The 13951-nt window shown below is 47.5% G+C and carries 25 protein-coding genes and 1 pseudogene; 14 read left to right on the top strand and 12 right to left on the bottom strand.

Translation table 11 applies throughout. From position 1 onward, the window contains the following. From AC5JLB_RS07470 to AC5JLB_RS07450, 5 genes are all read left to right on the top strand, one after another. The coding region (locus AC5JLB_RS07470) for a hypothetical protein (protein ID WP_495873205.1) at positions 1 to 269 on the top strand (269 nt) is incomplete at its 5' end. 62 nt (positions 270 to 331) lie between these two features. Further along, a complete protein-coding gene (locus AC5JLB_RS07465) occupies positions 332 to 511 on the top strand; it encodes a hypothetical protein (RefSeq protein ID WP_495873204.1) in 180 nt (59 codons plus the stop codon). A 345-nt stretch (positions 512 to 856) separates the two neighbouring features. Then, positions 857 to 988 carry a hypothetical protein gene (locus AC5JLB_RS07460; protein ID WP_495873203.1) on the top strand — a complete coding sequence of 44 codons (132 nt, stop codon included), beginning with the start codon at positions 857 to 859 and terminating at the stop codon, positions 986 to 988. 32 nt (positions 989 to 1020) lie between these two features. Further along, on the top strand, positions 1021 to 1167 hold the full coding sequence (locus AC5JLB_RS07455; protein WP_495873202.1) for a hypothetical protein: 147 nt from the start codon (positions 1021 to 1023) through the stop codon (positions 1165 to 1167). 85 nt (positions 1168 to 1252) lie between these two features. Further along, complete coding sequence (locus AC5JLB_RS07450) at positions 1253 to 1510, top strand: hypothetical protein (RefSeq protein WP_495873201.1); 258 nt, start codon at positions 1253 to 1255, stop codon at positions 1508 to 1510. A 148-nt stretch (positions 1511 to 1658) separates the two neighbouring features. On the opposite strand, the gene AC5JLB_RS07445 is transcribed toward AC5JLB_RS07450, so the two are convergent. Both AC5JLB_RS07445 and AC5JLB_RS07440 read right to left on the bottom strand, forming a co-directional pair. Then, positions 1659 to 3074 (bottom strand): ATP-binding protein, encoded by a 1416-nt coding sequence (locus AC5JLB_RS07445; RefSeq protein ID WP_495873200.1) that lies wholly within the window; start codon positions 3072 to 3074, stop codon positions 1659 to 1661. Positions 3075 to 3119: 45 nt separating this feature from the next. Continuing rightward, positions 3120 to 3335, bottom strand: coding sequence for a hypothetical protein (locus AC5JLB_RS07440; RefSeq protein WP_495873199.1), 216 nt, complete (start codon positions 3333 to 3335; stop codon positions 3120 to 3122). Between the two features lie 195 nt (positions 3336 to 3530). Between AC5JLB_RS07440 and AC5JLB_RS07435 the strand changes: the two genes are divergently transcribed. From AC5JLB_RS07435 to AC5JLB_RS07425, 3 genes are all read left to right on the top strand, one after another. Further along, a complete protein-coding gene (locus AC5JLB_RS07435) occupies positions 3531 to 3854 on the top strand; it encodes a hypothetical protein (protein ID WP_495873198.1) in 324 nt (107 codons plus the stop codon). Further along, entirely contained in the window at positions 3851 to 4039 is a 189-nt protein-coding gene (locus AC5JLB_RS07430; protein WP_495873197.1) for a hypothetical protein, read from the top strand. Before AC5JLB_RS07435 ends, AC5JLB_RS07430 begins: the two co-directional genes overlap by 4 nt. A gap of 156 nt (positions 4040 to 4195) precedes the next feature. Further along, the gene (locus tag AC5JLB_RS07425) at positions 4196 to 4711 is read left to right on the top strand and encodes a pentapeptide repeat-containing protein (RefSeq protein ID WP_495873196.1); all 516 of its coding nucleotides are present in this window, start codon (positions 4196 to 4198) and stop codon (positions 4709 to 4711) included. Between the two features lie 39 nt (positions 4712 to 4750). Here the strand turns inward: AC5JLB_RS07425 and AC5JLB_RS07420 are convergent. Beyond that, a pseudogene (locus AC5JLB_RS07420) lies at positions 4751 to 5828 on the bottom strand (ISAs1 family transposase). Positions 5829 to 5953: 125 nt separating this feature from the next. On the opposite strand from AC5JLB_RS07420, the gene AC5JLB_RS07415 reads away from it, so the two are divergent. Continuing rightward, positions 5954 to 6124, top strand: a complete 171-nt coding sequence (locus AC5JLB_RS07415) for a hypothetical protein (RefSeq protein ID WP_495873195.1) — start codon at positions 5954 to 5956, stop codon at positions 6122 to 6124. Continuing rightward, a protein-coding gene (locus AC5JLB_RS07410; RefSeq protein ID WP_495873206.1) for an IS1 family transposase occupies positions 6124 to 6812 on the top strand; the annotation gives its coding sequence in 2 pieces (ribosomal slippage) (positions 6124 to 6451 and positions 6451 to 6812; 690 coding nt in all). Before AC5JLB_RS07415 ends, AC5JLB_RS07410 begins: the two co-directional genes overlap by 1 nt. Positions 6813 to 6902: 90 nt before the next feature. Here AC5JLB_RS07410 and AC5JLB_RS07405 read toward each other — a convergent pair. After that, positions 6903 to 7892 (bottom strand): HlyD family secretion protein, encoded by a 990-nt coding sequence (locus tag AC5JLB_RS07405; RefSeq protein WP_495873194.1) that lies wholly within the window; start codon positions 7890 to 7892, stop codon positions 6903 to 6905. A 143-nt stretch (positions 7893 to 8035) separates the two neighbouring features. On the opposite strand from AC5JLB_RS07405, the gene AC5JLB_RS07400 reads away from it, so the two are divergent. Next, positions 8036 to 8485, top strand: coding sequence for a hypothetical protein (locus AC5JLB_RS07400; protein WP_495873193.1), 450 nt, complete (start codon positions 8036 to 8038; stop codon positions 8483 to 8485). A gap of 78 nt (positions 8486 to 8563) precedes the next feature. Here AC5JLB_RS07400 and AC5JLB_RS07395 read toward each other — a convergent pair whose 3' ends face one another. Together AC5JLB_RS07395 and AC5JLB_RS07390 are read right to left on the bottom strand one after the other, a co-directional pair. Beyond that, entirely contained in the window at positions 8564 to 8803 is a 240-nt protein-coding gene (locus tag AC5JLB_RS07395; RefSeq protein ID WP_495873192.1) for a hypothetical protein, read from the bottom strand. Further along, positions 8800 to 9084, bottom strand: a complete 285-nt coding sequence (locus tag AC5JLB_RS07390) for a hypothetical protein (RefSeq protein WP_495873191.1) — start codon at positions 9082 to 9084, stop codon at positions 8800 to 8802. Before AC5JLB_RS07390 ends, AC5JLB_RS07395 begins: the two co-directional genes overlap by 4 nt. A gap of 17 nt (positions 9085 to 9101) precedes the next feature. Here AC5JLB_RS07390 and AC5JLB_RS07385 point away from each other — a divergent pair, with 17 nt between their 5' ends. Continuing rightward, positions 9102 to 9422, top strand: a complete 321-nt coding sequence (locus AC5JLB_RS07385) for a transposase (protein WP_495873190.1) — start codon at positions 9102 to 9104, stop codon at positions 9420 to 9422. After that, a complete protein-coding gene (locus AC5JLB_RS07380) occupies positions 9419 to 9940 on the top strand; it encodes a transposase (RefSeq protein WP_495873189.1) in 522 nt (173 codons plus the stop codon). Before AC5JLB_RS07385 ends, AC5JLB_RS07380 begins: the two co-directional genes overlap by 4 nt. Here the strand turns inward: AC5JLB_RS07380 and AC5JLB_RS07375 are convergent. Beyond that, positions 9918 to 10211, bottom strand: coding sequence for a hypothetical protein (locus AC5JLB_RS07375; protein WP_495873188.1), 294 nt, complete (start codon positions 10209 to 10211; stop codon positions 9918 to 9920). The two genes, AC5JLB_RS07380 and AC5JLB_RS07375, sit on opposite strands and share 23 nt — an antisense overlap. A 44-nt stretch (positions 10212 to 10255) precedes the next feature. Next, positions 10256 to 10462 carry a metal-dependent hydrolase gene (locus AC5JLB_RS07370; protein WP_495873187.1) on the bottom strand — a complete coding sequence of 69 codons (207 nt, stop codon included), beginning with the start codon at positions 10460 to 10462 and terminating at the stop codon, positions 10256 to 10258. 817 nt (positions 10463 to 11279) lie between these two features. Here AC5JLB_RS07370 and AC5JLB_RS07365 point away from each other — a divergent pair. Further along, a complete protein-coding gene (locus AC5JLB_RS07365; protein ID WP_495873186.1) occupies positions 11280 to 12020 on the top strand; it encodes a hypothetical protein in 741 nt (246 codons plus the stop codon). A 581-nt stretch (positions 12021 to 12601) separates the two neighbouring features. On the opposite strand, the gene AC5JLB_RS07360 is transcribed toward AC5JLB_RS07365, so the two are convergent. From AC5JLB_RS07360 to AC5JLB_RS07345, 4 genes are all read right to left on the bottom strand, one after another. Beyond that, positions 12602 to 12796 carry a hypothetical protein gene (locus tag AC5JLB_RS07360; RefSeq protein WP_495873185.1) on the bottom strand — a complete coding sequence of 65 codons (195 nt, stop codon included), beginning with the start codon at positions 12794 to 12796 and terminating at the stop codon, positions 12602 to 12604. A 101-nt stretch (positions 12797 to 12897) separates the two neighbouring features. Beyond that, positions 12898 to 13323 (bottom strand): hypothetical protein, encoded by a 426-nt coding sequence (locus AC5JLB_RS07355; protein WP_495873184.1) that lies wholly within the window; start codon positions 13321 to 13323, stop codon positions 12898 to 12900. 129 nt (positions 13324 to 13452) lie between these two features. Continuing rightward, positions 13453 to 13593, bottom strand: coding sequence for a hypothetical protein (locus tag AC5JLB_RS07350; RefSeq protein ID WP_495873183.1), 141 nt, complete (start codon positions 13591 to 13593; stop codon positions 13453 to 13455). A 15-nt stretch (positions 13594 to 13608) separates the two neighbouring features. Next, the gene (locus AC5JLB_RS07345; protein WP_495873182.1) at positions 13609 to 13791 is read right to left on the bottom strand and encodes a hypothetical protein; all 183 of its coding nucleotides are present in this window, start codon (positions 13789 to 13791) and stop codon (positions 13609 to 13611) included. Between the last annotated feature and the right edge of the window lie 160 nt (positions 13792 to 13951).

Below are 13951 nucleotides of genomic sequence, written 5' to 3'. Positions count from 1 at the left end.
CGAGAGCTAGAGATTTGGCTCAAGGAAGCCCACAACAACCGGATCTACTGCCTAATTTGCAATCCATCCATCAGAAAGTGAGACGACTTGTGGCAATCAAACAGCTTGAGAAAGTTGTTGAGGAGGTCGGAGCGATTGATGCAATTGGCTTTGCCAAGCTCCTTTGGATCGCGCTGCTCTATGATGTGTTAGAAGCAAAACCGGAGAATCAGACAATTTGCAACCAACTCTGTGAAATTTTGTTCTACGCAACAAGGGAGCCATGCTAGCTAGCTAACATAACGCTCGAATCTTCAGCAGTCCAGAGTATCGGCATAATCTTGAAGCTGCAATGTTTTCTAGCCAAATCATCACCATTGGTCGCGCTGACCTCCAGCCAGTTGACCAGATGGATGAGTCTCCGAAGTCATTGGCAGACGTTCAAAACATGCTGGGCTACTCCTGTGCCCGCACTCAGTACGATACAAAAGCCTGGTGGGAGCCATCCAGACATCACAAAGCTTGGAGATAGCGAGCATTGCTCAACCAGCATAGGCGTGATCGAAATTGATGGCAAGTTTTGGCTCATTGCCGATATCGGATTTCGTGAATGCGCTGTAAGCTGAACTCTAATTTTGGGCAGAAATCAAATGGTACAAGTAGGACGCAACTCATGAACAGCCGAGTATCCCCAAGCCATTTACGCGGCACAGCAACATCTCAATCAAATCAATGCCGCGATCGCTACCCTCACCGACGATAAAATCAGTGCAGAATCAGTCGTCGATCTCGACATCCAGTTCGATCCCTCAAAAATGAGGCTCAGCGTAAAGCGAAAGTTTGGGAGGTGCTGTCTAGCAAACAGAAGTTACTCCGAATGCTTGCATCAGATCGGCAACCTGAAGCGAGAGCAGGCAGAAATAGCGGCTACTCTCGATCGGCTTCGCAACGAGTTCAGCGTGGCAAAACTGGAAATGAGGATGGAAATTGCTCAGAAATTGGCGGATAACGACAATCGGGAGTTGGTTGGAGGCTTTGGAAATGGCAGCTAAGCCTTGGCTCAACAAGCAACTGCAAACAAGAGTAGCTCAAGCCCTCTGGGAGACGGACGGATGGCAGTATTCAGAATTGCTGCTTGACATCCACGCACTCGCGCAGAAACTGAAGGAGTTGCCAATGAACTCGTGAGGCTCTTGGTTCTCAACCATCCACCGCTTAGCGAATACGCTCAAGGCTCGCTTGATACCGCACACTTTGTAGAAGCAGAGGCAGCATGGCCCTACTCACCCAACTCAAACAACTCCAGACCTTAGATCAGCAGCGCCAAGAGCTACTGCAAACCCTTACAAAACTTGAACGACAGCAGGAAGAATTAGCCAAATCTATTTTCAACTCGCCAAACTGCCCCCATGAAACCCACGTTTCAATCGATTCAGAAACGATCGCTTGGATTGAGCACTCAGATCACTGGGATGATGAGAACTTGCGAAGGGCGATTAGATTTCATGATCTCATTCCAATTGACGCTTAACAGAAACCCTCACAGGGACGCTTCTTGTAAGGGTTTAAAGTTTGATCAAACCCTCTGTCCCTAGATTTGCTTTTAAGCACTTAAACGCCTATCTAGCAAGGGTTTCACCCTTCAGCATTTACTTATATCGATTTGCTTTTAAGCACTCTTACGCCCAGAAGGGAAGGTAGCGGGCATAGCGAGTGGAAGTAGAGTCAGAGTCATCTGACTTAATCAAGCCCTCTTCCTTAGTGAGTCCGATAATTTGAGAAACAGCCGCTGATTTCTCACCTAAACGAAATCGTTCCCGTAGGGTTTGGTTCGACATTCGCCGGTTACTGACATATAGAAGGCAGCAATGCTGGTAGCAGGCTCGAATCCGGTCTGATTTGCTCATGTCAGCAAAATCCTGATGAGCAAATAAGAGTGCCGTAGTACGTGTCTCGCCAACCCGAAAATCTGGTGCAGGTAGTTGAAAGACTTCTGCAGCATCGATTACTTTATCAATGCCGCTGCCTTTTTCTTCGCAAATACCGAAACAGCGCATGACATCAGCCAGTTGTTCATTGCGTGAACGATGTTCGTCAATAAAACGTTCTACTTGAATGGGAGGGATGCCGGGATTAGAGATCTCAATGCGATCGCTATACATCTCGATCATTACTGAAGCTCCTGTAGCTAGAAAATCTTGATGCACTAAAGCATTGGCAATTAACTCTCGCAGAGCCTGTCTCGGAAACATTTTGACTTCTTCGCGAACAACTTCTTCAATGAAGCGATTTTGCGGTGCGGATGAATAGACAAAATCTACCAAATCTTCAAAGGCAACCGCGTACCCCCGGTTGTCTGTCCTGTCGTAGCGAGTCTGCAACTTGTTGATGCCCTCATAAATAACTACGCGAGGTGCTTTACGAGCCAGTTTTGGTGAAAAGGCATCAAGCTTTTTAGCCAGGAGTATGGCAGCTAGATTAGTGATCATCAGACCGTTAGCTGTCTGACTGATGAAGTCGTCACCCTGTAACCGTTCCAGTACAGCATCGCGACTGGTCGGATATGGTAATTCCAATAGCTCAAAGTACTTCTGTGTATCGAGTAGGGCGATTACATCATCAGGGTTGGCGTCGGATCGGGCGGGTTGACAAAACCAATCTTGCTGGTCTTCGGCAAAAATGCGCTTGAGCCTATCAGGGGTCATAGGTACCAAGTCTTCACCCACTCGCATCAGGTAAGCTCCCTCGAAGGCTAATGCTTGCCCAACGGGGCGGGTTGGCACCTCAAAAACCAGCACTCGGCCATCAGAATGCTGCAATTCCGTGACTTCCACGTGAAATCTGAGTTTTTCAACAATGAAGGCTTTGATGCTGTTGAGGTCGCTTGCCGATGAAAAAGCCTGAGAATCGACTACACGGCGCGGCGGTTTGTCGGTCACGCCCAAAACTAGATAACCACCCCCTTCATTGGCTAAAGCGACGCAGTAGCGCAGCAGTTTGGTCGTGTCGTACTGTCGCTTAGCTTCTTTAAATTCAACCCGCTCTGTTTCTGTGGGTATGAGGAGCCACCGTTCTAATGTTTCGAGGGTGATCATGGCGTTACTACCTCATCAAGTTTCGCAACAATAATTCTCTTTGAGTTAGTCGTCGTCATTGTCCTTTTTCCTAAGCGATTTATTGACCCGTCGCTTGTTGCTGCCTTCTGCGTATGCCGCGAAGCCTCGCTCCCAAAATATTCGATGTAACTCAGCAGGCTTCCACCCCTCGCTTTCGGCTAGTTCAAGCGCCTCTTGCAGCAATGGAGCAGGGACAGCAAAGCGAATATATTCCATCTTTGGGGCGTCGGTTTCAGGCATTTCCGGCTATTGCAATACTTCGTTCGTCATTATCCTACGCTCTTTCTAAGGAACCACTAAGAAATGTGACAAAATCATAGCTCGGTTTAGTTCCTTAGTGGTTCCTTAGTGGGTATCTTGTGCTATCCTTTCAGTCAAGCGTTCACCCCTGACTTGAGCGTTCACCCCTTATTCACCCCTGAACACCCCTGAACGATGCCCACGATCGAAGTGACTGCAATTAATGATTTGCCTGTGGTCAGCGCAATCAAGGCGCGTGAAGTCCTCAACGTCAGGCACAGACTTACCTTCAACGCCGATCGCGCCGCCCTCAATCTGCAACACACCTACCACTTCACCCAACCCGAATTAATCGAACTGTTCAAACTCCGCCTCTGGCTATCTGCCCGTCCCGGCGTCAATAGCCGTGAAGCTTTCAAGCGCTACCGTACCCAGCCTGCCCTCTTGAAATTGAAGTTTCAGCAGTGCGGCGTTGACCTCGACCGTGAAATCCAACACTTCACCCAGCAACTGCCATGATCACCCTTGCCCAACTTGAAGCCGAATATTCGGCGGAAGTTCTACTGGAAGTAACTTCCACACTCGGAATTGACCTAAAAGACAGCTACGACCCTGATTCTGAGGAACTTCTAGCTATTCGTACCGCTGCTGATAACCTGCTTACTTCCACCAGGGCTGATTTATTGAAAATAGAATTATCCTAAAACCACCATTCTTGTACTTGATTCTAAGTAACGTCGCTGATGGGGAAGTAGAGAAATAAGGCGGCTAAAACCCTTTCTTCAAGTCGAAATGAAATAGGGCTTGTCGCTGAGGGAATTCTGTTCAGGTGGGAATGATTGTGTTTGAAGGTTGAAGTTATGACTGCTGAGGAATTGTTGCAGCGTTATGCTACTGGAGAAAGGAACTTCAGCGGACTTCGATTATATGCTGAAGAGTACGCCATGCTCCTGAATGGAAGGGATTTGAATGGAGTCAATCTTTGTGGGAGTAGATTGGATGGTGATTGGAGTGGAGCCAATTTAAGTCATGCTCGCTTGCGTGGAATCATTGCTGATGGATGTGACCTGAAACAAGTGAACCTGAGTCAAGCTGACCTCGGTGGGGCGATGTTTATCGAATGTGATTTAACTGGTTGCAATTTGACCAATGCGAATCTGAGTGGCGTTGCATTCAAACAAGTCGTGCTGTGCGATGCCAATTTCACAAGTGCTGATTTGAGAGGGGCTGTTTTGGGTGAAGCTGATTTGGACAGGGCTGACTTGCGGGGTGCTAACCTGCGGGGTGCTGAGGGAGTAAATATCGAGATTCTGCAAGCTTTTGGTTGTATTCTCGCCGAGACTCGAATGATTGATAACAGTCTTTACTGTGAATAAGTTCGGCAACGAGCGTTGAGACTCGATGAAAAAGCGAGTTTATTGAAAGAAGCAAAAGAGGCGACGGACATCATGCGCTACTGCTCGAATGGCTTTAGTAATGGAAGTAAATTCATGCAGTCGAAAGAGATTGAGCGCAATCGTTCGCAGGATTGCCATATTTTCTGGAGCATGACCTGAGCAGATTGGGGTTAGGTCTTCTTTAAAGACAACATCTTTAACCCAGTGCAATCGATTTTCGATGTGCCAATGGTCTCGAATCAATCGGCTAAATACTTTAGCATCTGCGGCAACGGAACTGATATAAAACATCGCTTCATGCGTGGGTTCTGTACCCCGAATGCCTATACGTTCTACTCGAATGAAGCGCCGCACGCCCACCCAAGCAGTATCGAGTTCCTCAACATTATCTAAAACGCTTACAGTGCGCTGTGTAATCCGGTTGCGAGCTTGTTCAGTTTGGTTATCGACATCCTGTGTTTGGTGTTTTTCAAACTGGGCTTGCAGATACTGATACAGCTTCGGCTGATTGCCTTTAACTGTGATTATGTAATCATTGCCACTCTCGATAATCTGCTCAACTGTTTTTTTGGGTGTGCAACGCATCAAGACTAAAGCAAACGTCCTGCAATTTCAGCGTTTCGAGCAGCACTCTCACCATGTCAATTTCACTGCCTGCTTGCGTGTGCATCGGCGCAAGCCCGACCACAACACCTTGACGGACACAGTACGCAGACACGATGTTGACAAAATCCTGATATCGGCTGTCGTAGTCCTCGACGCTGGCTTTGATGCTTTTGCCATCGACAGCAAGGTGCTCTCCAGGTTGCAGTTTTAATTGTTCGAATGCCCACGCATTAAAGGTACGAGTCAGCGAAGCAAAGTCGATCCGAATCATCACCTGTCGCAACGTCGAATAGGACGGCAGGCGTTGATGCGGCAACTCCATCAATTCGAGCAGCACTGCTTGATGCCGCTCGACAAACTCGCCCAAGGCTCGATAGCCCACTGCACCGCTCATTGTCCCCATGATGATTAACACCAACACTGCCCACAATGGGTAACGCGGTTGTGTCCGATAATCGCGCACTTGTTTGAGATGCTCAATTAAGCTCATGGTCACTCACAGATCAACAGTGGCTTGATCTTAGTTTTTCTACTATCAATAAAACAGCCCTGCTTACTTCCACCACTTCCACCACTTCCGAACCCGCTGGAAGTGACAAAAAAGCAGAACCGGAAGTGCGGAAGTCAAAATCTAAAGCCAAAGCCAAAGCCCTCAATCAGCAAAACGAGGTTCAAGGCGCGATGGTGAAAGGGCAACGTGAAGCGACCCAAGCCATTCTCAAAACCGAGCGGGACAATGGAAATCGGCGTTGCATAATGAGGGGAGGAATGGAGGTTAACCTATGATGGAATGCCCTGAGTGCCACTCAACCCACATTCGCAAAAATGGCAAGCGCAGAGGCAAGCAAAACTATATTTGCGCCGAATGCAATCGTCAGTTTTTAGATGACTATACCGTTCGAGGCTATTCCGACGAGGTCAAGCGAGACTGCTTAAAGATGTCGGTCAACGGCATGGGCTTTCGCGCCATTGAGCGGGTCAAAGGCGTGCATCACACGACCGTCATTCATTGGCTCAAGCAGGTTGGAGAGAACCTTCCGGATAGTTATGCCCCAGAGCAGATACCGGAGGTGGGAGAACTCGATGAACTCGAAACGTTTGTCGGAGCGAAAAAAACAAGGTCTGGATCCCGACAGCAGTAGACCACTTCCGACCTGGCATCTTAGGGTGGACGTTGGGAGACCACAGCGCTAAGACCTTTCAGCCCTTATGGGCAGTCGTGGCACTCTGGCAGTGCTACTTCTACGTCACGGATGGGTGGTCTGTCTATCCAGGTTTCATTCCCGATGGGAATCAGATTATTAGCAAGACGTACATGACTCGGGTTGAAGGCGAAAACACACGCTTGCGCCACTACCTAGCACGATTACATCGCAAGACCTTGTGCTACTCCAAGTCAAAGGAGATGTTGAAACATGCCATTCGCTTGCTTCTACACTATCTCAAATTCTGGGATGTCCCTGTTCCTGCCTGATTCATCCTGCTATTCAGCAACGCCGTAGGGGATTCTGTCTCATCGTTGGAGGTTGGCTCAACTGAGGACTCTTCTACTTCAGCCGATGGCTTAGTCGTTGGTGGTTTGGGCGGTGGAGAAAGGTTCGATCCGGTTCTCGCGGTTGGTGGCTTCGTTGCGGGTGCTGGTGTTTGCGCGTGGCACGTTCCGCAAATCGCCAGTGATAAGAGTAAGCTCGACAGAAAGATTCTGGTTGTCTTGCCCTTGCCATTTAACCCGTTGAATTTTGCCATTGTAGGGACTCCGAACGATGGATAATGCCGCTAACTGAGTTTCGATATTTTGTAATCCTGCGGTCACTTGAGCGATTTGGAAGTCGCGATCTCGCTGGCGTTGCCCTTGCTCTTGTTGCTGTCGCTCATGTTCTAATTGCTGCTGTTGAATCGAGATATCCCGTTTACTCAGTTCGAGAGAGTATTGGTAGCTCTGATACTGATAATTCCGCTTCGCGTTCTCTAACTTAGCTTCTGCCAGTCGCAGTTCTGATTGTGCCTCCTGCATATCGCTATCTCGCTGCTTTAGCTTCTCGCCTTCATGGGCAACCACAATTACAGGCACTTCATTTGGTGGCAAGATGGATAGCGCATCGATTTTGCGCTGTTGGTTGTCGCGATCGCGTTCTATCTTTTCCAGATGCAGCTTTGCTTGAGCGATCGCGGCTTGTTCCTCGTCGAAGGCATCGATTGGTAATGGCGCAATATCGGGGATTCTCCGCAGTGGCAATGGGGCGGGAATCGGTTGTTTTAAGCGTTGAATCTGGATGTCAAGCTGTTGCTTTTGTGCCTCTAAGCGCTGCCGTTCACGAGTGCGATCGCTCAGGACTTGATTCACCACTACAACGTCACCCTCTTTCACCTTTAGGTCTTTCGGCGCTGAGAGCGTCAGTCTCAACGTAAACCGCTGCGATGCTCGACCAGGCGGGGCCGAGGAAGGTTGCGAGATAGGCGCGACCGTTGGCGAAGGAGCCGGTTGTGAGTTTTGCGCTTGTGCGGTGCAGCCCGCCATCAATAGAAGAACAGCAGTCAGTTGGAATCGCCTCATAACGGACAGGGGCAATCAGCATCAGGGTTAGTGTGCCCGTACGTAATGGTTTCGATCTGTGAAGCCAGTAGCATCAGACTCCGGAAACCGGATGAAAGCGAATGAATCTCAACTTACAAAGAGCTTCATTGCCAACTTGAGCTATGAATGAGCATTCCGAAACCGATCCTCCTGAAGACCCTCCACAAGACGCTTTCTTCCGGATTCAGCCTCAGAAATACACCGTTGACATTCCTGCTTCTCAAAGCTACCCCGTCGCCGAAACGGCTCCATCTGGTTTAGCTCCCATGCAACGGATTGCGCTCGAAGGTCGAGCTTATCGGTCAATCGGCAGGGGAAGAATGCCGTGGTGGATTATTATCTCTAGCTGGTTGGTGTTTGCAATTCCGGCAGTATTGTGGGCCTCTATTCTCCTGTCCGAGGCACTTCCTCCGATTTTCACCAGCATGAGCCAACCGAACGCAATTGACTGGTCTAAGCTCATTTCAGCAATGTTGGCTTTACTGCTGCACCTCGCCTTTCCAACGCTGATTCTTTATGTGGTGAGCAAAGGAACAATCGCTAAATTGAGGAGGACTCGACATCATCAATAACCCACGAATCCATCTCCCGCTCACCCAGCTTTACCCCAAACTTGCCCTGCTTATTCTCACCCAATCATTGCCGTACCCTCATTGAGGGCGTGGGGCAATGAGTTTCGCGGTTAGAGTTCCCGTTACATACTGTTCAGCTAATTGCTGCAAGGTCGATTCGAGGGGATGGAAGGTCAGCGTGATTGTTTTATCGGCTAGCTTTGCGGTCTGAAATTGGTTTGCCACAACCGGGACCTGAATATTTTTAGGCAGGTCCACGGCTAATGAACCACTGAGGAGAATCAATGCATTGGGCTGCGTGGCGGCGAGTTCACTCACTTCGGTGTGATTTCTTCATCCGTGAAGGTGATGGTTGTAAGCTGCGTTGTGGCGGGATTGCCTAGACTGGCAGCCATTCTCTCGATCAAAATCTGTTGTTCACTCTTATAGACTCCACCCTTGTTATCGCTCAGGATGAACGACTCTCCCTCATTGGCAAGGATGAAGTATTTGCCATCAGCGCGGGTGCGATCTGCTGTCCAAATTCCTTTCACTTCCGCCCAGACGTGATAGCTCGGTGACTTTTGATTATAGAACCCATTTGGGATCTTATTTGACAAGGTAAGATTAGAAATAAATGGTGTACTCCAGCAGCTTAACTGACCCAGAGTGGGAACTGATCAAACCGTTACTGCCCCAAAAGAAGAAAACTAGACCACCCCGTTGGAGCAAACGACAAATCCTCAATGGCATCTTCTATCAACTCAAGAATGGCTGCAATTGGTGTAATTTGCCCAAAGTCTTGCCCCCTTACTCCACCGTCTTCTGGCATTACAAACAATGGCGTGCTGAAGGGGTACTGGAACGAATCATGACGGCTCTGCATGGACAGGTACGGCAACACGTCAAAAAAAACCAAAATGGACGCGCTGACTCATCCTCGACTCTCAAGCCGTGAAGAACACCTGCAATGCCAGTGTTGCATCGAAAGGGTTTTGTCACTACAAATGCACCAATGGCATCAAACGCCATCTCGCCATCCATACGTTAGGGTTGCCCTTCTTCACCCATTGCACTAAAGCCAATGTTTCGGACGACCAGGGATTGATTGAACTGCTGGGCCGCAATTTAGATTACTTTCGGGCTAAGCCTGTCAATATTCCTAAGATTACGATTTTGCTTGACCACGGCTATCACCCCGACAAACTGATCGCTGCTTTGCAGCAACTCTACCCACAGATTATGACGAAAATTCGCTTTGAACTTGCTTCTAAGCCGACCCAAGCAGAGAAGACAGCACAGGGGAAAACAGGCTTTGTCCCCATAGCAACTCGATGGATAGTTGAGCGCTCGAATGCCTGGATGGAGCGGTGCAAGAGTTTGGTCAAGAACTTTGAGAGAACGCTTGACCATGCTACAGCGAAGCTCAACCTTTGTTTTATTCGTCTAATGCTTAAGAGGTTAGTAAGTGCATAGAACCCAAATGGGTTCTATAGATTTCGATCGCGCCGTCGGTCATGCCTAACGCTGTGGTAACTTGCTCGGTAATGCCCCCAGAACTGCCGATATGCAGCCCCAGGATGAGTAAGCCTAGTGCGATGGACAATACCCAATACTCGCCTGTTCCGCCCGTCGTCAGTCGCTTCTTCGGATTGGCAACACTGATGCACCACGCCGGAACTGGATAGAACAACTGAACGCCTTGTTTGGTGAAACAATCTGAGAAACAGGCGAGTAGATGACCCAAGGGAGGCGCGATCGCGGTTGTAATGTGTCCTGAAACGTAACCGATTAACTGTGAGTGATTGCGCGATGTGGATAGCGTTTCTCAAACCCTGCCGAGATCGGATAGAGTATTTGCCCAATTGTGCTAGTAGTAGTGTCGATGTCGGGAAGCTGGGAGCCAATAAGCGCGAGTCCCAAAGTGATCGGGTCTGCGGTGCTGAGGGTGAGGGAGGTTCCAGCGGCTGCGATCGTAGCGTGGGTGATCGACATCATTAGGTGTGGCAATTTTCATAGAGAAAGGCTACCGATAGATTGCCCTAGAATTCAAACCATTCACTCTAGTTAAAGCTCCTGAATCACTATTCAGGAGCTTACAGAAAGACTACCAGCCTATTTATCTTGCGGTTTCTGTATCTCGATCGTTACTCCTTAAACTCTTTTGTCTGCTTAAATCACCCTCCCTTTTGTCTACATCTGCTCTTACTTTGATTTGTTCCCGACTCACGTATAAGTCAAAAAGCAACCGACCTTCAGCCATAAAGTAAGCAGTCAGAGAACCTGTTGCAAAAATTAGGACGACTCCAAGCGGTACAGTAATCTGCCAGATTGGAAACGGTTGCCTTACTGTGGAAAATTTATCAATTTTACACTCTAGAGATGACCTTTTCGTGATTTTTAACCTCTCCGTTTGCTGGATATATGCGTCAATTTGTAGCTGCGTAAAACGGTTAAAGGAATTGAACAAATTTATCATTTTCGTCTCCTAATTGGTTCGTATAAAACCAAGGTAGGCTCTCTAAAGCGCGTAAACCAGATCAGTAAAGGTCAAATCATTAAGTTACTTTTTCAGTTTTCTAGGAGGTAATTTCAGTCGAATAAATGTCCTTTTGTGTCCCCCTAAGTGATAAGTCCGTTAGAAAGTAGTAATCGAAATTGTTGAAAATATAGTTCAAATGAACTATAAAAATTCTTAGAACGTTTAGTGCAGATAAGTTTCAGCGATTTTCCCTTACTATTTAATAAATACTATATTTAGTTCAACAGCCATTAAGTTACTCAATCTCAATCTACAACCATAGGTTTTATCCTCATGAGTCAACAGCGGCAACGTGGCATTCGTGCCACTCCTGATGGAATTAAACTTCTCCTTGCAGCAAAAGGAAGCTTCGAGAATGGGCGCTTGACTTACGAGGCAATAGCAAGCAGCTTACAAATTAGTGATAAAACTATTAAGCGTTTCTTCAAGGGAGAGGGAGTTGATAAAGACAAGGCATATGCAATTATCAACTTTCTAAAGCTAGCAGACAAAGATGTGCTGCCTTTAGAAGATGCTTTGATAGAAGAGTCTATTAGAAAGATTGAAAGTGGAGAAGCGACTGATTCAGGACGAGCAAAAGAATTGATCGAAGGACTAGGGATGGCATTAAGTCAGCTGAAACAAAGCGAGGAAGATAGCCTTCCTGCTATGGAATGGTTAAAAGCGAATCGAAAATTCCTGTCAAGAGAAGCTGCTGAAGCTGCCTTGACAAAAAATTTTAGTCGAAGTTCTAACGACACAAGTACAGATGAATTAGATCTTGAGCAATTTTCTCAAGAAATCAGAAAATATTTACAAACAGTGTATCTCTGCCTGGAAGAGGGAAGCTGGGAAATTATAGATGGCGCTATACAAGAATCATTACTTCCTATAACACGGGAAATCTCCCTCTACATAGAAGCACTAACTTTCATCAAAGATCAAAAAGTCAACCAGAATCTACCTCCTGAGTCCTCTCAAGCCATAACACTATGCTTAGACTATCTAATTAGGATTCTTCCTATAAGATTCTAGATAGTCTTACAAGCAGGAATTCAAGAGAGATTAATTTGAATGAAATTAATACCAGTCTTCCTCTCGTAGTTCCTGAAGCTTTTCCTTAATTCTTGATTCTTTGCCCTGATTTAATTGGTCGATTAATAACTCTAGAACAGAAGCATATTCTGGATAGAATTTCATTAGTTGAATCAATTGGTGAATAAACTCGTCACCGCGGTATCTTGCCATTTTAGCTATTAGACCTGTTGTGCTTACAATAACTAAGCTAACGGAGTTCTTTAAGCATATCCAGGACAGTTGGGGACAGTACTTAAATGTCCTAAACTGTCCTATTAGTAACCTACCAGTCTTCCTCTCGTAGTTGTTGAAGTTTCGCTTGAACTGCTGCTACTTTTCCTTGTTGAACTTGCTCAATTAAAAATTTCAAAATCTGCGAATACTCAGGGTACTTACTCTGCATATTCTTCAAGCTTTCTACAAATCTATCTTGACGGGCTAGTGACATCTAAAGCCTCTCGTATTACTAATTCTTCTTTCATCTTTCTACAGTTTTCTAGACAGCAAAAAGACTTCCGGAGGAATGTAGCCATTTTCTATCACTGCCCTAACTTTCTCCTCGACCCCTGCACCCGTCCTAGTTGCTTTAGTCCCATCGCTACCGTAAGCGCCATTCCACCCGAGATATACAAGCCTTTGTTATTCGTGCCCAACCCAATGAAACGCACCACCGCAAACAAAAACAACGCCGCGAGAATGATTGGCATAATCACAACGTATTGCGTGTGCTGCACCTGGTCTTGCTATCATCCCCAGCTTCTGACGCTGAACCACCTTTCTAGCCAGCATCGGGTTACGACCCGCTAAAGGCTGCAATTCTGCCAATTTAGACTGACTAAGCGACAACCCTAACTTCTTGGCTTCCTGCTCCATCACCTCGCGAATGCTGCGATCGTCCGGCAAACTCCAACTCAACCTCCAACAGCGAGAGAAAGATATCGCGCCCCAGATTGACCGGGCTAAAGCAAACAATTCTCGCACCTGATGCGGTTCCTACGGAGTTGCGCTCTGCGCTAATCGCGTCTTCCAACCAATACCGTACCGATGCCGGGAGCCGTTTCGCTTCAGGCAAGATGATCAGCGTGTCGTGGGTGAGGTTAGACAAAATCTCTTCTTTCAACTCATCGACCGTCAGCGGCTTTCCTCCGTCCTCACACTCATCATTGAAACTGACCGCTTCAGTCGGAATGTCTAGCTGTTCTGCCAGGGACTTAAAAAAGACTTTTGTACTGCCCTTATAGGTGACACTGGCACAGGTCAACTCACTCTCAAACTGTTTGTAAATCGCCTTCCAGAACTCCTCAATTCCCGATCCCGCTTCCCCAATGACTAAAGAAAGCGCTGTGACCCGAATTGATCACAGCGCAGACACGATCGAAGGCTTCACGATCTAGGCGAGTTGTTCGCGGCTCTGACGGAATTGTTGAATCAGATTGTCGGCGATCGCCCCTGGATGAAAATTTGGGCGGGTTGCCTCCTCGGTCTGATCAATCTTCTGTTTGAGGTCTTCGGGTAAGTCCTCCTTCGTCATGCGGTTTGCCACTTCTCACACGATCGCAGGCATCATCGCTAGTTCCGAGACTTTTAATTCTGCGGCGGCTCGAAAAATCTGCTTGCCTAAGTCGTTCTCAATGGTCGCTTCCTCAGCCCTTGATGCAGTAGATTCAGTCAGGTTGGATGGATTAGCAACGGTTAACTCTCCACTATTACTGTTAGCAAAGCCCTCCATTTTGCTTGTCTCCAACACATGAGAACGCAGCGATCGCAGTAAATCCGCCTGCTCTTGAGACAGAAATGCTTTGCCGTCTGCCTTGCCAACTTTGAGGTCTAAGTACGGCTCTTCCGAGCTTTTGGTGAAGCTGAGAAAACGATTGCTGCACTACGTTGAG

This window comes from Myxacorys chilensis, from assembly GCF_059505265.1.
This window is presented reverse-complemented; position numbering and strand designations above follow the sequence as displayed.